General features: G+C 70.2%; 15 protein-coding genes, 1 tRNA gene and 1 pseudogene. 2 read left to right on the top strand and 15 right to left on the bottom strand.

Annotated elements, in window-relative coordinates:
• Positions 1-6 precede the first annotated feature (6 nt).
• The 8 genes and pseudogenes from QQK29_RS17615 to QQK29_RS01440 form a co-directional block, all read right to left on the bottom strand.
• A pseudogene (locus tag QQK29_RS17615) lies at positions 7-890 on the bottom strand (carbohydrate ABC transporter permease).
• Positions 877-1,755: a carbohydrate ABC transporter permease gene (locus QQK29_RS01410; RefSeq protein WP_284297175.1), complete on the bottom strand. Its 879-nt coding sequence runs from the start codon at positions 1,753-1,755 to the stop codon at positions 877-879. The pseudogene QQK29_RS17615 and the gene QQK29_RS01410 overlap by 14 nt, the downstream one beginning before the upstream one ends.
• Positions 1,756-1,811: 56 nt before the next feature.
• The gene (locus QQK29_RS01415; protein ID WP_284297177.1) at positions 1,812-3,056 is read right to left on the bottom strand and encodes an extracellular solute-binding protein; all 1,245 of its coding nucleotides are present in this window, start codon (positions 3,054-3,056) and stop codon (positions 1,812-1,814) included.
• 36 nt (positions 3,057-3,092) lie between these two features.
• Positions 3,093-4,451: a GH1 family beta-glucosidase gene (locus QQK29_RS01420; protein ID WP_284297179.1), complete on the bottom strand. Its 1,359-nt coding sequence runs from the start codon at positions 4,449-4,451 to the stop codon at positions 3,093-3,095.
• A gap of 212 nt (positions 4,452-4,663) precedes the next feature.
• Positions 4,664-4,735: transfer RNA gene (locus QQK29_RS01425), tRNA-Gln, on the bottom strand.
• Between the two features lie 175 nt (positions 4,736-4,910).
• On the bottom strand, positions 4,911-6,422 hold the full coding sequence (gltX, locus tag QQK29_RS01430; RefSeq protein WP_284297182.1) for a glutamate--tRNA ligase: 1,512 nt from the start codon (positions 6,420-6,422) through the stop codon (positions 4,911-4,913).
• Positions 6,423-6,457: 35 nt separating this feature from the next.
• Positions 6,458-6,844 carry an EamA family transporter gene (locus QQK29_RS01435; protein WP_284297184.1) on the bottom strand — a complete coding sequence of 129 codons (387 nt, stop codon included), beginning with the start codon at positions 6,842-6,844 and terminating at the stop codon, positions 6,458-6,460.
• Entirely contained in the window at positions 6,844-7,329 is a 486-nt protein-coding gene (locus QQK29_RS01440; protein ID WP_284297186.1) for a hypothetical protein, read from the bottom strand. Before QQK29_RS01440 ends, QQK29_RS01435 begins: the two co-directional genes overlap by 1 nt.
• A gap of 98 nt (positions 7,330-7,427) precedes the next feature.
• Between QQK29_RS01440 and QQK29_RS01445 the strand changes: the two genes are divergently transcribed.
• A complete protein-coding gene (locus tag QQK29_RS01445) occupies positions 7,428-7,850 on the top strand; it encodes a pyridoxamine 5'-phosphate oxidase family protein (RefSeq protein ID WP_284297188.1) in 423 nt (140 codons plus the stop codon).
• 21 nt (positions 7,851-7,871) lie between these two features.
• On the opposite strand, the gene QQK29_RS01450 is transcribed toward QQK29_RS01445, so the two are convergent.
• The 4 genes from QQK29_RS01450 to QQK29_RS01465 all read right to left on the bottom strand — a co-directional run bounded on the left by QQK29_RS01450 (position 7,872) and on the right by QQK29_RS01465 (position 11,364).
• Entirely contained in the window at positions 7,872-8,288 is a 417-nt protein-coding gene (locus tag QQK29_RS01450; protein ID WP_284297190.1) for a hypothetical protein, read from the bottom strand.
• Between the two features lie 90 nt (positions 8,289-8,378).
• Positions 8,379-9,152: a DarT ssDNA thymidine ADP-ribosyltransferase family protein gene (locus QQK29_RS01455; protein WP_284297191.1), complete on the bottom strand. Its 774-nt coding sequence runs from the start codon at positions 9,150-9,152 to the stop codon at positions 8,379-8,381.
• Between the two features lie 105 nt (positions 9,153-9,257).
• A complete protein-coding gene (locus QQK29_RS01460) occupies positions 9,258-10,865 on the bottom strand; it encodes a M28 family metallopeptidase (RefSeq protein WP_284297193.1) in 1,608 nt (535 codons plus the stop codon).
• A gap of 121 nt (positions 10,866-10,986) precedes the next feature.
• The gene (locus tag QQK29_RS01465) at positions 10,987-11,364 is read right to left on the bottom strand and encodes a DUF5997 family protein (protein ID WP_284297195.1); all 378 of its coding nucleotides are present in this window, start codon (positions 11,362-11,364) and stop codon (positions 10,987-10,989) included.
• A gap of 23 nt (positions 11,365-11,387) precedes the next feature.
• On the opposite strand from QQK29_RS01465, the gene QQK29_RS01470 reads away from it, so the two are divergent.
• Complete coding sequence (locus QQK29_RS01470; protein ID WP_284297197.1) at positions 11,388-11,918, top strand: LysR family substrate-binding domain-containing protein; 531 nt, start codon at positions 11,388-11,390, stop codon at positions 11,916-11,918.
• Between the two features lie 364 nt (positions 11,919-12,282).
• Here the strand turns inward: QQK29_RS01470 and araA are convergent, their stop codons facing one another.
• Genes araA through QQK29_RS01485 form a run of 3 tightly spaced genes read right to left on the bottom strand, consistent with a single transcriptional unit; the run spans position 12,283 to position 16,117 of the window.
• Positions 12,283-13,788 carry an L-arabinose isomerase gene (araA, locus tag QQK29_RS01475; protein WP_284301875.1) on the bottom strand — a complete coding sequence of 502 codons (1,506 nt, stop codon included), beginning with the start codon at positions 13,786-13,788 and terminating at the stop codon, positions 12,283-12,285.
• 11 nt (positions 13,789-13,799) lie between these two features.
• Positions 13,800-14,513: an L-ribulose-5-phosphate 4-epimerase gene (locus QQK29_RS01480; RefSeq protein WP_284297199.1), complete on the bottom strand. Its 714-nt coding sequence runs from the start codon at positions 14,511-14,513 to the stop codon at positions 13,800-13,802.
• The gene (locus tag QQK29_RS01485) at positions 14,510-16,117 is read right to left on the bottom strand and encodes an FGGY-family carbohydrate kinase (RefSeq protein ID WP_284297200.1); all 1,608 of its coding nucleotides are present in this window, start codon (positions 16,115-16,117) and stop codon (positions 14,510-14,512) included. The genes QQK29_RS01480 and QQK29_RS01485 overlap by 4 nt, the downstream gene beginning before the upstream one ends.
• Between the last annotated feature and the right edge of the window lie 184 nt (positions 16,118-16,301).

Genomic DNA, 16,301 nt, shown 5'->3' on the forward strand with positions numbered 1-16,301 from the left:
CTCCTCTTACTTGAGTCCGGACAGGGCGAAGCCCTGCACGACGTAACGCTGGAAGACGATGAAGACGATGAGGATGGGCACGACCATGAGGGTCGAGGCGGCCATCTGCAGGGACGGGTTGGTGGCGAGCTGCTGGTTGAGCAGCGCCACTCCGACCGAGAGCGTGTAGAGCTTCTGGTCGTTCGCGATGATGAGCGGCCAGAGGAAGCTGTTCCAGCCCGCGATGAACGTCAGCACGACCTGCACGGCGAGGATCGGCCGTGACATCGGCAGGATGATGCGGAAGAAGATGCGCCACTCCCCGCCCCGTCGATGCGCGCCGCCTCGATCACCTCGGTGGGGATCGTCGACATGAACTGCCGGAACAGGAAGATGCTGAAACCCGACACGAGGGTCGGCAGCGCGATGCCCAGCAGCGTGTTGGTGAGCTTCACCCCGTTGAGGATCAGGTAGGTCGGGATCATCGTGACCTGCACCGGGATCATCATCGTGACGAGCACGAGGAAGAACAGCGCGTCGCGTCCCGGGAAGACGAACTTCGCGAACCCGTAGCCGCACGCCGCCATCAGCACGAGCCCCACCATGCTGATGAGCACGATGGCGAGCGTGTTGACGAGGTACCGCCCGAAGTCGAGCTCCACGAAGAGCTGCTGGAAGAACTCGAAAGTCGGGTCCTGCGGAAGCAGCTGTGGCGGGTAGGCGACCGATTCGCTGCGGGGCTTGACGGATGCGAACACCATCCAGATGAAGGGGAACGCGGTCGCGAACGCGCCCACGGCGAGCAGGGCCCCGACGACGACGGTGACGACACGGCCCTCGCGGCGGCCGCGGGAGCGAGTCGGGCGTGCGACGGTCGCGGCTCCCCGCATGCGGATCTCAGTACTCGACATCGGCCCTCCTCGCGCGGATCTGGATGAGCGTCACGATCGCGATGATCGCGAACAGCACGACCGACCCCGCGCTCGCGTAGCCGAACTGGCTCGAGCTGAAGCCCTTCTGATACAGGAAGAGCGCGATCGAGGTGGAGGCGCCGAGCGGGCCGCCCTTGGTGAGCACGAACGGCTCGTCGAAGAACTGCAGCCACGCGATGACGGTCGTGATGGTGACGAAGAAGATCGCGAAGCGCAGCAGCGGGATGACGATCGACCAGGTACGGCGCAGCGACCCGGCCCCGTCGATCGAGGCCGCCTCGAGGTACTCCTTCGGCACCCCCTGCAGCGCCGCGAGGAAGATGATGACGTTGAGGCCGAGCCCGCGCCAGATGGCGACCGCGGCCACCGAGAACTTCACGACGACGGGGTCGGAGAGCCACGGCACGGGCGGCAGCCCCACGAGCGAGAGCAGGTGGTTGAAGAGGCCGAACTGGGTGTTGTAGAGGTAGCCCCAGACGAGGGAGACGGCGACGATGGCCGTGATCGCCGGCACGAAGTAGAACGAGCGCAGCGCCCGGAAGAAGCGGCTCTGCGAGCGGTTCAGGGCCAGCGCGATCACGAGCGACACGATGATGACGCTCGGAACGCCGACCAGGGCGAACAGGGCGGTGTTGCCGAGCGCCTGCCAGAAGGCGGGGTCGCGCAGCAGCTCGACGTAGTTCTCGAATCCGATGAACCGGATGCGCGACCAGTTGCCGAGGCCCGCGAGGTTCATATCGGTGAAGCTCACCAGCAGGGCGACCCCGATGGGGAGCACGCCGAAGGCGATGAGCAGGATCATCGCGGGCGTGATGAAGCCGTACGGCGCGAGACGAGTTCTCATGGGTCCACCGTGGTGGGGCGAACCGGCGAGATGCCGGCCCGCCCCACCGTGTCGGGTCAGTTGACGGAGGTCCCGCTCGTCGCGCTCACGAGCGCGTCGATGGTCTGGTCACGGTCGGCGCCGGTCAGCACGATCGCGTTGAGGGCGTCGAGCAGAGCCTTGCCGGTCTCGCCGTCCCAGTTCGGCACGAGAGGCAGGATCGCGGCGTTCGCGAGTTGCTCCGAGTACACGGCGACGAGCGGGTTGGCGGTCAGCGTCGCGTCGGCGAGGGCCGCCTTGGCTGTGGGCAGCTGACCGTCGATGCCGAACCAGGCGACCTGCGTCTCGGGCTTCGAGAGGAAATCGAGCAACTGCAGCGCGCCGTCCTGGTTCTTTGTCGCGCCCCACACGCCGAGGTTCGAGCCGGCGAGCAGCGAGGTGTTGTCGGCTGCGCCGGGCAGCACCGAGACGGCCCACTTGCCGTCGAGCTCGGGAGCGGCATCCGCGATCGCCGCCGCGAGGTACGGACCGCTCACGAGCATCGGCGCGATGCCCGAGACGAAGCCCTGCGTCTGGTCGAAGTCGCTGTTGGTCGGAACGCTGCCGTCGGCGTAGAGGCCCGTGTAGAGGTCGACCGCCTGGGCGAACTCCGGGGTGTCGAAGTCGATCATGCCGTCGCCGTTCACGATCTCGCCACCCTGGTCCCACGTCATGACGACCGGGAGCGCGCTGTCCCACTGGGGGATGTAGTAGCCGTACTGGCCGGCGCCGCGGGCCGCGAGCGTCTTCGCGTCGGAGCGCAGCTGGTCCCAGGTGGCGGGCGGGGCGTCGATGCCGTTCTCGGCGAGGATGTCGGTGCGGGTGAACAGCACGCGCGTGTCCGACACCCACGGGATCGAGACGACCTCGCCGCCGATGGCCGTGGCATCCCCCGCGACACCGTCGATGAAGTTCGAGGAGGCGAGGTTGGGGTAGTCGGCGAGGACGCCGTCGTCGAGGGTCAGCAGCGCGCCGCTGTCGGCGAAGGTGCGCAGCTTCGAGATGCCGATCTGCAGGATGTCGGGACCGTTGCCGGAGGCCACCGCAGTCGTGAACTTCTGGTCGATCGAGTCCCACGGGACGGCGACGGTCTCGACGTCGATGCCCGTCTCGTCCTCGAAGGGCGCGACGAGTTCGTCGAAGTGCGCGGAGCTGTCGCCCATGATCCACACGGTGAGCGACGTCGCGGCGGCGCCGTCGCCGCCGTCGCTTGTGGTGCAGCCCGCGAGGGCGAGGCTGGCGATGGCAACCGTGCTGACGGCGACCAGGCTCTTTCTCTTCATTGAGGTTCCTTTCGGATGTGATGCAGGGTTGTCCGTCTAGCCGCGCACGGCGTCGACGGTGGCGGATGCCGTGGAGGCGGAGGTCGTGCGGAAGCGTGCGAGCAGCTCGCGGTACCAGTGGGCGCTCGCCTTAGGCAGACGCTCCTGGGTGCGGTAGTCGATGTAGACGAGGCCGAAGCGCTTGCTGTAGCCCTCGCCCCACTCGAAGTTATCGAGCAGCGACCACACGAAGTAGCCGCGGAGGTCGACGCCGTCGCTGATCGCGCGACCGGCCGCCTCAAAGTAGCCGGCGAGGTAGGAGATGCGCTCGACGTCGTCGATGCCACCCTCGGGGTCGACGTAGTCGTCGAAGCTCGCGCCGGATTCGGTGATGTAGAGCGGCAGCGAGGTGTAGTCCCGGGCCACGCGCAGCAGCACGGCGTGCAACGAGTCGGGGATGACCGACCAGCCGAACGAGGTCGCCGCCGGTTCGGCAGGCGTCTCGGAGAAGCCGAACGGATGTGCGGCGTCGGTGGGCACCGCGCTCACGATGACACGCTGGTAGTGATTGACGCCCGCGAAGTCGACGGGCTGCGAGATCGTCTCGAGGTCGCCGCCGCGGATGACGTCGGCGAGCCCGTGTGGATCGAGTCGGGCGTGCACGCCGTCGCCATACGCCCCCAGATACACCGGGTCGAGGAAGGCACGGTTGCTCACGGCATCGAGTCGGTCCGCCGCGTCATGATCGGCGGGAGAATCGGTGGCCGCCACCACTTCGGTGACGATGTTCGTGATGCCGACACGGGCGGTCGGGGCGACCTCCCGGATGGCGCCAACCGCCAGCCCGTGCGCGAGGTTCAGGTGGTGGGATGCGGCGACGGCGGCCCGGATGTCGGTGCGTCCCGGCGCGTGCGGCCCGTAGCCGTAGCCGAGGAACGCCGAACACCACGGCTCGTTGAGGGTGATCCAGTCGTCCGCGAGGTCGCCGAGCGCCGCCACGGTGCGGCGGGCGTAGTCGGCGAAGCGCACGGCGGTGTCGCGCACCGGCCAGCCTCCGGCATCCTCGAGCGGCTGCGGGAGGTCCCAGTGGTAGAGCGTGACGAAGGGCCGGATGCCGCGCGAGCGCAGCCCTGCGAGCACCTCGCGATAGAACGCGACCCCGTCGGGGTTGAGCTCGCCCGTGCCGCCCGGCTGCAGCCGCGCCCACGACACCGAGAGCCGGTAGGAGTCGACCCCGAGCTCGACGAGCAGATCCAGGTCGTGCTGCCACCGGTGGTAGTGGTCGCACGCGATGTCCCCCGTGTCGCCGCGGTGAACGCGCCCGGGCGTGTGCGCGAAGGTGTCCCAGATACTCGGCCCGCGCCCGCCCTCGTCGACCGCGCCCTCGATCTGGTAGGCGGCCGTCGCAACCCCCACGCAAACCCGGCGGGGAATGCGTCGAGTTCGACCGACGGCGACCCCGCCGGATGCGCGGGGGTTCGGAAGAAGTAGGTCATCAGGGCACCTTCGCTCTTTGTCTACGGCTTAGAGTAAGTCGTAGACAAGTGAAACGCAAGTGGTGCCGCGCGGCATCGCGCAAGCCCACCCCGTCCAACGAGAAAACCCCCGCCGAAGCGAGGGTTTCGAAGCTGGGGTACCTGGACTCGAACCAAGAACAACTGAACCAGAATCAGCCGTGTTGCCAATTACACCATACCCCAACGGCTCCGACCGGAGTCGGTCCGCGAGGCCCGGCGAAGCCGGACCGAGTAGCCACTTTACCCTACGGAGGGAGGGGCGCCGAACCGGCAGTGGGGGTCTCGATACGCCGCTCCGCGGCTACTCGACCAGCGGGCAGGTTAGCGACTCATCCGCCACGGGATTGCCGGGTGGCGGCTAATCGCCGAGCGCGAGGCGCAGCCGCTCCATGCGCGCGAGCGTCGAGGCCTTGCCCAGGATCTCCATCGACTCGAAGAGCGGCGGGCTCACCCGGCGCCCCGAGATGGCGGTGCGCAGCGGTCCGAACGCCGTGCGCGGCTTGAGGCCGGGGCCGCCCTCCTCGACGGGCGTCAGCAGCGCCGCGCGCAACGCCTCCTCGATCTCGACGCGGCCGAACTCGCTCAGCGGCTCGAGCGCGGCCTCGGCGGCATCGAGCACGAGGCGCGCCTCGTCGACGTTCTTGGGCATCGCATCCGGCTCGAAGGCGAGCTGGTCGTCGGCGGTGAAGAGGAACCCGAGCATGTCGCGCGCCTCCCCCAGCACCGTCACGCGCTCCTGGATGAGCGGGGCGGCCTCGCGCAGGATCGCCCACTCGGCCTCGGTGGGCGGGTCGGCGACGAAGCCCTCGAGATACGGCACGATGCGCTCGGTGAAGTCGGCGACGTCGAGCATGCGGATGTGGTCGCCGTTGATCGCGTCGGCCTTCTTCTGGTCGAATCGGGCCGGGTTCGGGTTGACGTCGCGGATGTCGAAGGCCGCCACGAACTCCGCCTGCGTGAACACGTCGCGGTCGGGCGCGATCGACCACCCGAGCAGCGCGAGGTAGTTGAGCAACCCCTCGGGCACGAAGCCGCGATCGCGGTGGTGGAAGAGGCTCGACTCGGGGTCGCGCTTGCTGAGCTTCTTCGAGCCCTCGCCGTAGACGAGCGGCATGTGCGCGTACTGCGGGATGAAGTCGGTCACACCGATCTCGATGAGCGCGAGGTACAGGGCGATCTGGCGCGGGGTGGAGGAGAGGATGTCTTCACCGCGGAACACGTGCGTGATCCCCATGAGCGCGTCGTCGACCGGGTTCACGAAGGTGTACAGCGGCGCGCCGTTCGGCCGCACCACGACGAAGTCGCTGAAGCTGCCGGCGGGGAAGGTGATCTCACCGCGGATGAGGTCGTGGATCGTGATGTCGCCGTCCGGCACGCGCAGCCGCAGGCTCGGCTGCCGCCCCTCCGCGCGGAACCCCGCACGCTGCTCCGCGGTGAGCTCGCGCTCGAAGTTGTCGTAGCCCTGGCGCGGATCACGGCCGGCCGCACGGTTGCGCGCCTCCATCTCCTCCGGGGTCACGAAGCTCTCGTAGAGGTGGCCGGCATCCTTCAGGCGCTCGATCATCGCCCGGTAGATGTCGGAGCGCTGCGACTGCCGGTAGGGCGCGTCGGGGCCGCCCTTCTCGACGCCCTCGTCCCAGTCGATGCCGAGCCACTCGAGCGCGTCGACGAGCTGCAGGTAGCTCTCCTCGGAATCGCGGGCGGCATCCGTGTCCTCCACCCGGAACACGAGCTTGCCGCCCGTGTGTCGGGCGTAGGCCCAGTTGAAGAGTGCGGTGCGCACCATGCCGACGTGCGGGGTGCCGGTGGGAGACGGGCAGAACCGGACGCGCACATCGGCGCCGGTCGCCTCGGAGAAGGGGAGCGACATCCCTCCGATCCTACCGGCGGGCCGGCGGCGTCGGCTCAGCCGAAGGCGAGTGCCGCGGATGCCGCGAGCGCGAGCACGACGCCGACCACCTGCACGCGGGTGAGTCGTTCACGCAGCACGGTGAGCGCGAGCAGCACGGTGCCGAGCGGGTAGAGCGAGCCGAGTACGCCCATGATCGCCAGCTCACCCTGATGCAGGCCCCACACGAGCAGCGCGTTCGCGACCGCCACGAGCAGCCCCGCGCTCACCGCGAACCGGAGCCCGGGCGTGCGGTCCGAGACGGCGGGCGCGGCGGGTCCGCCCCACCACGAGTCGCCACGGACGACGCGCAGCACCGCGAGCACCACGGCGAAGAGCGCGGCGCCCACCACGAGGTCGACGAGCAGCGGGGCGAACTGCGACTCGGGCGGCGTCGCCTCCATCACGACGTTGTAGCCTCCGAACCCGACTCCGGATGCCGCGGCCAGCACGACCGCGCGCACGCCGACCCGGCCCCCTGCTGCTCGCGGGTGATGCCGAGCAGCACCGCCGCGACCACGAGCCCGCCGAGGGCGAGGTAGCCGAGCGGGCTGAAGCGCTCACCACTCGCGACGCCGAACACGGCCGGGATGAGCGCCGCGACGGCGGCCGTGGTCGGGGAGATCACGCTCATCGGCCCGATCGCGAGCGCCACGTAGAAGGCCCAGATGGCGCCCGCGCCCGCGATCCCCGCGACGGCGCCCAGCCAGACCGCCTCGGTCGACCACACCGATCCCACGAGCGGGGTGAGTACGGCGATGGGCGCGATCGCGACCAGAAAGCTCACGAGGCTCACCAGCAGCGGCGAGATGCGGCGCGAGCCGAGGCCGCCGAGGAAGTCCGAGACGCCGTAGACGATCGCGCTCGTGAGCCCCAGCAGTACGATCACCCCGTCATTCAACAGGATGCACCCGACGCGGGCCGAAGGACCCTAGCGCCCGCCCTCCCCGCTCGGCACCCTGGAGCCATCCTGCGGAGGAGGTCACCATGATCGGCAACCGGGACGCCGTCGAGTCGCTCGACGAGCGCGAGTGCTGGGAGCTGCTCGAACTCGCGCCGATGGGGCGCATCGCGCTCGCCGCCGCCGGCGAGATCGACATCTTCCCCCTCAACTTCGCAGTGCATGCCGGCTGCCTGTGGTTCCGCACGGCCCCCGGCACCAAGCTCGTCGAGCTGACGGTGAACCCCGAGGTCGCTCTCGAGATCGACGGGTGGGACGAGGGCGAGGCCTACAGCGTCGTCGTGAAGGGCATCGCCGAGCGCCTCGAGCATGGAGCAGAGATCGCCGAGGCGGAGCAACTCGGCCTGCGGCCCTGGATTCCGACGCCGAAGACGCGGTGGGTGCGGGTGCGCCCGCGCGTCATCACCGGGCGGCGGTTCCGCCGCGCGGCGAACGACGTCGACGACTGACGCTCGCTTCGTCGCCCGGGCTCAGACGAGGTCGTCGGGGGCGATCCAGCGGATGCCGCCGTCGTGCACGAGCAGCGGGCCGCGCAGCCGGATCCCGGCGTGCGCGCACGCATCGCGCACGAGCTGGAGCCAGGCCCGATCGACACTCGAGAGCGCCTCGGTGCCGCGCCGCTCGTAGGCGACGACCATACTGTCGGCCTCGGCATCCTCGAACAGCACGCCGAGCACCCGCGCGTAGTTCTCCTGGTGCCCCGGGCCGGGGCGGCGGGGCACGTAGGTGGGCATGAGCAGCGGCAGCTGCCGGTCGTACTCGTCGAGGAACATCAGCCACAGCTGGCGGCGGATGGCGTGGCCGAGCAGCAGCTCCGCACGCTGGAGCACCTCCTCGTCGGTGGCGAGCGGCGCGTCTCGCACGTCGTCGAATCGTGGGATCGTCATGCCGCCATCGTGCGGTGAGGCGACGGTGCCACGAGCTCCGCTGTCGCGATTCGTGGATAGATCGGTCAGCTCGGAGCTGTGGAGGACAGGTCAGTCGTTCGCGAACGCGGGCGGGTACACGGCGATGCGCGGTGCCGGGCGCCCGGCGGTGTCGAACAGCGCGCGCACCTCGTCGCGCACCCGATCGTTGGCCACGGTCACGACTGCCACCGCATCCAGCGACACCGGGCCCGCCGCGAGCAGCTCGGCATCGCGGAAATCGGGGTCGACCGCGTGGAGCCGCCGCAGTGCCTGCGTTCCGGCCTCGACGCCGGCAGCGAACCGCGCCGCGACCCCGCCCGCGTCGCTGTCGACGAACACCACGTCGCCGCCGAGCGCGTCGACCGGCACCGAGATGATCACGAAATCCGTCGGACGGGCGGCACGCGCCGCATGCGACCAGTGGGTTCCGAGCGCGCCGTGGCGCAGCTCCTCCCACCGCGTCGAGTCCTGGGCGAGGTGGAACGCGACGAAGGATGCCACGCTGCGTCCATCGGGAACCGTCGCCGAGGCGCGCAGCTCGCGCGTCGTCGCCGAACTCACGTCGACATCCGGAACCGCGTCGGCGCGCAGCTCGCCATCGAGGGCGATCGACTCGAGCGTGCGCAGGTGCGTCACGTGGTGCACGCGGCGGCCCGCGAGGCGAAGCGTCGCCGGGGCTGACGGGGTGCCCGCCGCACGGGTCGTGGTGCCGGCGCGTGGCCCGCGCGTCGTGGTCGAGCGCGCCGCCCGCACCCGTGCGACCGGGGCAGGCGCGGGGGCCGGAGTGCGCGGGTAGCACACATCGCAGAGACCCTCATCGAAACCGTGGATGCATTCCGCCACGCCACCACGCTACGTCACGCGTGACGGCGCGGCGAACCGCCGGCCGAGCGACCGGGGGTGGTGGCTCGGCCGGCGGGGTCTCGATACGCCGCTACGCGCGGTGCCTCACCCGCGACCGTGACGGTCACCGTGAGAGCCGTGGAAGCCCCATCCGTCCCAGCCGTTGTGCTGGTGCCACTTGCCCCACGAGCCCCACTTGCCGTGGTGGTGACCCCATCCGGCGGTCTTCACGGCGCCGAAGGTGTAGACGGCGTGTGCGACGCCGTCCGCCATCTCGTCGAGCACGGTCGCGTCGATGTTGTCGGTCGTGTCGCACGCCTGGTGGTAGCACGGGTCGTAGGGCTCACCGGCGGTGCCGCCGAAGATCGCGGCCTCCTCGTCGGTCTTGATGCCCTCGGCTCCCGTGAACAGGCCACCGGCCGGGATGCCGGCGTCGATGAACGCGAAGTAGTCGCTGCGTCCGTCGAAGGCGGTCGGCGCGGTCTCGAGCCCCTGCGAGGCGAAGTAGTCCACGAAGGTCTTCTCGATCTCGGCCGAGCCCTCCGGCCCCGCCTCACCGAACGCGTCGCCGTCACCGTCGTAGACGAAACGCACGGGGTTCGGCGAACCCACCATGTCGAAGTTGAGGTTGAGCGCCGTGTTCGCGGCCCCCTCCTCGCTCAACTGCGAGACGTAGTAGTTCGACCCCTGCAGGCCGTCCTCCTCGCCCGACCACCATGCGAACACGAGCTGATTCGCGGGCTTCGACTTCGTGACCGCGAGCTTGAGGGCCACGTCGAGGATCGTCGCCGAGCCCGAGCCGTTGTCGTTGATGCCGGGCCCCGCGGGCACCGAGTCGAGGTGCGCACCGACGACGACCTGCTTCGTCGGGTCACCCTTGCGGCTCTTCGCGATCAGGTTGAAGGTGTCGACCGTCACCTGGCTCGTCTCGAGCACGAGGCGCGCCGTCGGGTCGGCCGCGAGCGCGAACGACTCCCCGAGCTCGAAGCTCGTGCCGACCACGGGGAGGCCGACACCGAGCTCGCCGAGCGTGCCGAAGAGCACACCGAATCGGTCATCTCCCGGAACGTCGTTGCCCTGGTTGAACACGATGACCGCGGATGCGCCCGCGGCTTCGGCGTTCGTCGCCTTGACCGCGAAGTCGCAGCTGCCACGCTGGATGAGGGCGATGTCGCCTGCCGGGAAGTCGGCAAAGTCCTCCGCCTCGCAACCCGAGGTGGAGGCACGATCGCCGTCGAGGTTGATGTCGACCGGCGTCACCGCGGCGCTCTCGACGGCACCCTCGCCCGAGTAGTCCATCGGATAGAAGTCGTCTTCGAGCACGTAGTCGGCCGGGGTCGGGGTGAGTTGCGAGAACTCGGCGCGGTCGATGTTGACCTTCTCGTAGCTGAACGGCTGCCGCTCGGTCTGATAGCCGGCGAGCTTCATGAGCTTCTCGATGTAGGCGGCCGACTTCTCATGTCCGGGCGTTCCCGCGGCGCGCGTGCCGCCATTGGCATCCGCGATCCGCTGGAGCGCGTTCAGATGGAACTGGATCGATTTCGCGTTGACGGCCTTGCGCAGCGTGGCCGAGCTGTTGCGATCGCCTCCGTTGTGCCCGCCACCGTGGCCGGGCCATCCGCCCGCGGTGGCTGGCGCTGCGAACCCGACGGTGAGGATCGCCCCCGTCAGGATTCCCGTGGCCGCCAGGATGCGGCCCTTCCGTGTTCTCACGTGTTCCCCTTTCCACGTCGCCGCCCGCGGTTCGGACGGCACGGTCTAGGGAAACGTACCCCCATCCGGGGGTAGACAGATGAGAAAGTCCTCACGTGAGCGGATGCGGGGGCTCCGCAGGTCAGGCGCCGGTCGCCTTCCGGGCGCGAGCGCGCTCGGCGTGCAGCCACTCGGGCGGGTTCGCGATGAGGGCCTGGATCTCGGCGGTCGTCATGGCATCCGACACACCCGCCCGCGCGAACGCCGAGTTGGTGACGCCGAGCCGGTGGGCGACCTCCGAGCGCGGATGCGGCCCCTCGGTGCGCAGGGTGCGCAGCCACTCCGGCGGGTCGGCCTGCAGCGCTGCGAGTTCATCGCGGGAATGCTGCGCCTGCTGGAACTCGGCGGGAGCCGCCGGCAGGTAGATGCCGAGTTTCTTGGCGGCGTTCTGCGCCGAGAGGTACTGGGGCTTCGGAGGCTTGGGCTGCTGGCGGCGATCCTCGCGCGGCGCGTCGGTCATGCTCCGAGGGTAGCCTCGTGCAGGTGACCGCCCCCTTCGTCGTCGCCTTCGTGCCCGGCGTCACCCCCGGCAAGTGGGAGCGCATCTGGCGCGAGCGGATGCCGCGGTCGCCCCTTGAGCTGCGCGCACTGCCCCCGGATGGCGCCCTCGCATCCGTGCACGCGAGCGAGGCGCACATGGCGTTCGTGCGCGACGTGACGGCCGACGACGCGCTGCACGTCATTCCCCTCTACCGCGAGCGCGCGGTGGTCGTCGCCCCGAAGGACCACCCGGTGGCCGCGTTCGACGAGCTCACCCTCGCCGACCTCGCCAGCGAGACGCTGCTCCCGGGTCAGGGCACCGGCACCGTCGAGCTCGTCGCCGCGGGCGTCGGGCTCGCGCTCATGCCGATGTCGGTCGCGCGCGCCCATTCCCGACGGGATGTCGTCGCCCGCCCGGTGAGCGACGCCCCCGACACGGGCATCGGGCTGGCCTGGCTGCGCACGGCCGACGACCCCCGCGTCGACACCTTCATCGGCATCGTGCGCGGCCGCACCCCCAACTCGAGCCGCTGACCCTGCTGTTCCTCTGTTCTGCCAAACGCTGTAGCGGTTGACCAGGCGCGCCAGTAGTTGCTGCAGCGCGACGTCAAGAGGTGTAGCGCGGAGAGGCGGGTGCCCCCGCGACGAACCGGCTGCTCGCCCCGCGAAGAGCCGCATCGGTCGGTCGCGAAGCACCGCCGGATCGCCCCGCGAGCCGCTCACGACCCCGGGCCGCGCTTCGCGTGCGGATGCCGCATCCGCCGACGCGGGTCCGCATCCGTCTCGCGCGCCACCGTTCGGCATCGCGCGCCACCGTTCGGCATCGCGCGCCAGCAACTCCTGGCGCCCGGCGCCGACCGCTACAGCGTTTGGAATCGGGAACGAGAGCCGAAGAGGGTCAGAGCCCCTGCGCGAGGCGGAAGTAGGCGGCGTTCGCGCGCACCTGGTCCTCGAAGGAGCGCACGGTCGTCGCCTCGTCGATCACGAGCAGCTCGACGCCCGCGATGCGTGCGAAGTCCTCCCACGCCTCGATGCCCACCTGAGTGGTCATCACGGTGTGGTGCGCGGCGCCCGCGATGAGCCACGAGGTCGCGCTCGTGCGGAAGTCGGGCGCCGGCTTCCAGACGGCGCGCCCGACCGGCAGCTTCGGCAGCGCAGCAGGCGGCTCGACGTTCGTCACGGCGTTCGCCACGAGGCGGAACCGCTCGCGCTGGTCGCTCAGCGCGACCACGACGGCCGGCCCGGCATCCGCCGTGAACACCAGACGCACCGGGTCGTCCTTGCCGCCGATGCCGAGCGGGTGGATCTCGAGGCTCGCCTTCTTCGACGACAGCGACGGCGCCACCTCGAGCATGTGCGCGCCGAGGATCAGCTCCGCGCCCGGCGTCATGTCGTAGGTGTAGTCCTCCATGAGGCTCGCGCCGCCCGGCAGCCCCGCCCCCATGACGGCGGCGATGCGCACGAGCACGGCGGTCTTCCAGTCGCCCTCCGCGCCGAAGCCGTAGCCGTCGGCCATCAGGCGCTGCACGGCGAGGCCCGGCAGCTGCTTCAGGCCCCCGAGGTCCTCGAACGAGTCGGTGAAGGCGCTCGCCCCCAGCTCCTCGAGGATCGAGCGCAGCCCCAGCTCGGTCGCGGCCCCGTAGCGCAGCGACTCATGGCGCGCGCCGTCCGGCCGCAGCTCCGGCACGACGTCGTACTCGGCGAGGTACACCTCGACGAGCGCGTCGATGTCGGCATCCGTCTGCGCATCGACGCGCGCGACGAGCTCGTTGATGCCCCAGGTATTGACGCTCACGCCCAGGCGGATCTCGGCCTCGGTCTTGTCGCCCTCGGTCACCGCGACGTTACGCATGTTGTCGCCGAAACGCGCGACCCGCATCCCCTGCGACGCCTTCCAGCCGGATGCCGCGCGCGTCCAGGTGCCGATCTCGGCGGTGACCGCGGCGTCGGAGGCGTGCCCCACGACGGTCTTCCGCGGCACCGACATGCGGCTCAGGATGTAGCCGTGCTCGCGGTCGCCGTGCGCGGCCTGGTTGAGGTTCATGAAGTCGAAGTCGATCTCGCTCCACGGGAGCGCGACGTTCGCCTGCGTGTGGAAGTGCAGCAGCGGCTTCTGCAACGCGTCGAATCCGTGGATCCACATCTTCGACGGGCTGAAGGTGTGCATCCAGGTGATCACGCCGACCACGTCGTCATCCGAGTTCGCGTCGATCATGGCGCGGCGGATGGCATCCGAGCTCTTCAGCACGGGCTTCCACTCGATCGTGACGGGGATGTCGGATGCGGCCTGCAACTGCTCCACGACGCCGCGCGACTGCTCGGCCACCTGGCGCAGCGTCTCCTCCCCGTAGAGGTCCTGGCTGCCGGTGAGGAACCAGACGACGTTCTTCGTGAGGTCGGGGATGATGCTGCGGCTCACTGGAGTTCTCCCTGGGGCTTCTGGCCATAGACGTTCTGATAGCGGTCGAAGAGGGCGTCGATCTTGTCCTGCGGGATGGGGATGAGTTCCCCGCCCTGCCGTGCGATATGGATCGTGCGGGCCACGTCCTCGCACATCACCGCCGCCTTCACGGCGTCTTTCGCATCCCGGCCGATCGTGAACACGCCGTGGTTCTGCATGAGCACGGCGCGGGAGCGGTGCCCGTCGAGGGTCGCGACGATGCCGCGGCCGATCGAGTCGTCGCCGATGATCGCGAACGGGCCCACCGGGATCTCCCCGCCGAACTCGTCGGCCATGCCCGTGATGACGCACGGGATCGCCTCGCCGCGCGCCGCCCAGGCGGTCGCGTAGGTGGAGTGGGTGTGCACGACGCCGCCGATGTGGGGCATATTCCGGTAGACGTATGCGTGGGCCGCGGTGTCGCTCGAGGGGCTGCGCTCCGAGCCCGGGCTTCCGGGCACGACGTTGCCGTCGAGGTCGCACAGGATCATGTTGTCGGGCGCGAGCTCGTCGTAGGAGACGCCGCTCGGCTTGATCACGAACAGTTCGGCGCCGGGCACGCGACCCGAGATGTTGCCGCCGGTCCAGATCACGAGCCCGTAGCGGGTGAGCTCGGCATGCAGCCGGGCCACCTCCTCGCGCGTGCGCTGGATCGCCGTGTTCACCTCGGCGCCCTGCTCAGTGCTCATGAGCCGGCCTCCTCGGTGCCAGCAGTGTCGGTGCCCGCGATGTCGGTGAGCGCCGCGATGGCCGCCCGCTCCACCGCGAGGCCCGCCTCCCAGCGCTCGAGGTAGCCCGCGTAGCCGGCGATGTCGGATGCCGTCGGCGCGATGGTCGTGACCGGTGCGGCCGCGAACACCGTGGCATCCAGCCAGTCGGGAAGCGCGCGCGTCTCGCCCTCGGCGACCGCACGACGGTAGGAGGCGAGCAGCGCGATGCCCCACGCTCCGCCCTCGCTCGCGCTCTCCCCGACCGCGACCGGGGTCGCCAGGGCGGCCGCGAGGGCGCGCTGGGCGACACCGCCGGTGCGGAAGAGTCCGCCGTGGGCGACCACGGCATCCACAGCCACCTGCTGCGCGGCGAGTTCCCGCATGCCGATCGCGAGCGCCGCGAACACCGAGAACAGCTGGGCGCGCGCGAAGCCGGCGAGGCTGAGCCGCGAGCCGGGCGTGCGCACGATGAGCGGCCGGCCCTCGTCGGTGCCGACGATCGGCTCGCCCGAGAGCAGGTTGTACGCGAGCAGGCCGTTCTCGACCGCGTCGGGTTCGAGCGCGCCGCCGAGCACGGCCGCGAACACCTCGTCGGAGCTCGGTCTCGCGCCGATCGCCGCGGCGAACTCGGCGAAGACGCCGACCCAGGCACCGAGTTCGCTCGAGCCGTTGTTGCAGTGCACCATCGCGACGGGACTGCCGTCGGGCGTGGTGACGACGTCGATGTCGGGGCTCGGGGTCGGGAGCGCGCCCTCGAGCACGACCATCGCGAAGATGCTCGTGCCCGCCGACACGTTGGCGGTGCGCGCGCGCACGGCGTTCGTCGCGACCATGCCGGTGCCGGCGTCACCCTCGGGCGGCGCGAACGGGATGCCCGGCTGCAGCGTGCCGCTGGGGTCGAGCAGTGCGGCGCCCGCCGCCGTGAGCGTTCCGGCATCCGCGCCCGCGGTGAGCACAGGAGGCAGCAACTCGAGCAGGTCGTATTCGGCCCCCGCCGCGGCCAGTCGCTCCTGCGCGAGGTCGATCAGGCGGGTGTCGTAGTCGCCCGTCGCGGGGTCGATCGGGAACATCCCGGATGCGTCGCCCACGCCCAGACAGTCGCGCCCGGTGAGCAGACGGTGCACGTAGCCGGCGAGTGTCGTGATGCGTGCGATGAGCGGCACGTGCGGCTCGTCGTCGAGTACGGCCTGGTGCAGGTGGGCGATCGACCAGCGCAGCGGGATGTTGACTCCGAGCGCGTCGGAGAGCTCGGTCGCGGCGGCCGCGGTGCTCGTGTTGCGCCAGGTGCGGAAGGGAACGAGCAGCTCGTCGTCGGCGTCGAAGGCGAGATAGCCGTGCATCATCGCCGAGACGCCGATCGCCCCGAAGCTGCTCGGGGGCGCGCCGAGCTCGGCGACGAGGTTCGCGTAGGCGGCGCGCAGGCCCGCGTGAACTGCCTCGAGCGAGTAGGTCCAGCGGCCGTCTTCGAGCTGGTTCTCCCAGCTGTGCGAGCCGGTGGCGAGCGTGCGGCCGTCGGCGTCGATGAGGCACGCCTTGATGCGGGTCGATCCGAGTTCGATGCCGAGAGACGTCGTCTCACTCATGCGTCGCGGCCTCCTCGCCGGTCGGGGCTGTGCTCGATGTTCACGTTAACGAACGACCCCGGTGGCGTCAACTCCGCGCCGGCGGGGCGCCGCCGGAGCGCCGCCGGGGCTGTCGCTCTCGCGCCCCGTTTGTGTCGAAAATGCAGGAGTCGTCAGGCACGACGCCCCCGCATCCGGGCGCCGC

Source organism: Homoserinibacter gongjuensis, from assembly GCF_030161875.1.
In the GTDB taxonomy this organism is placed as follows: domain Bacteria; phylum Actinomycetota; class Actinomycetes; order Actinomycetales; family Microbacteriaceae; genus Homoserinibacter; species Homoserinibacter gongjuensis.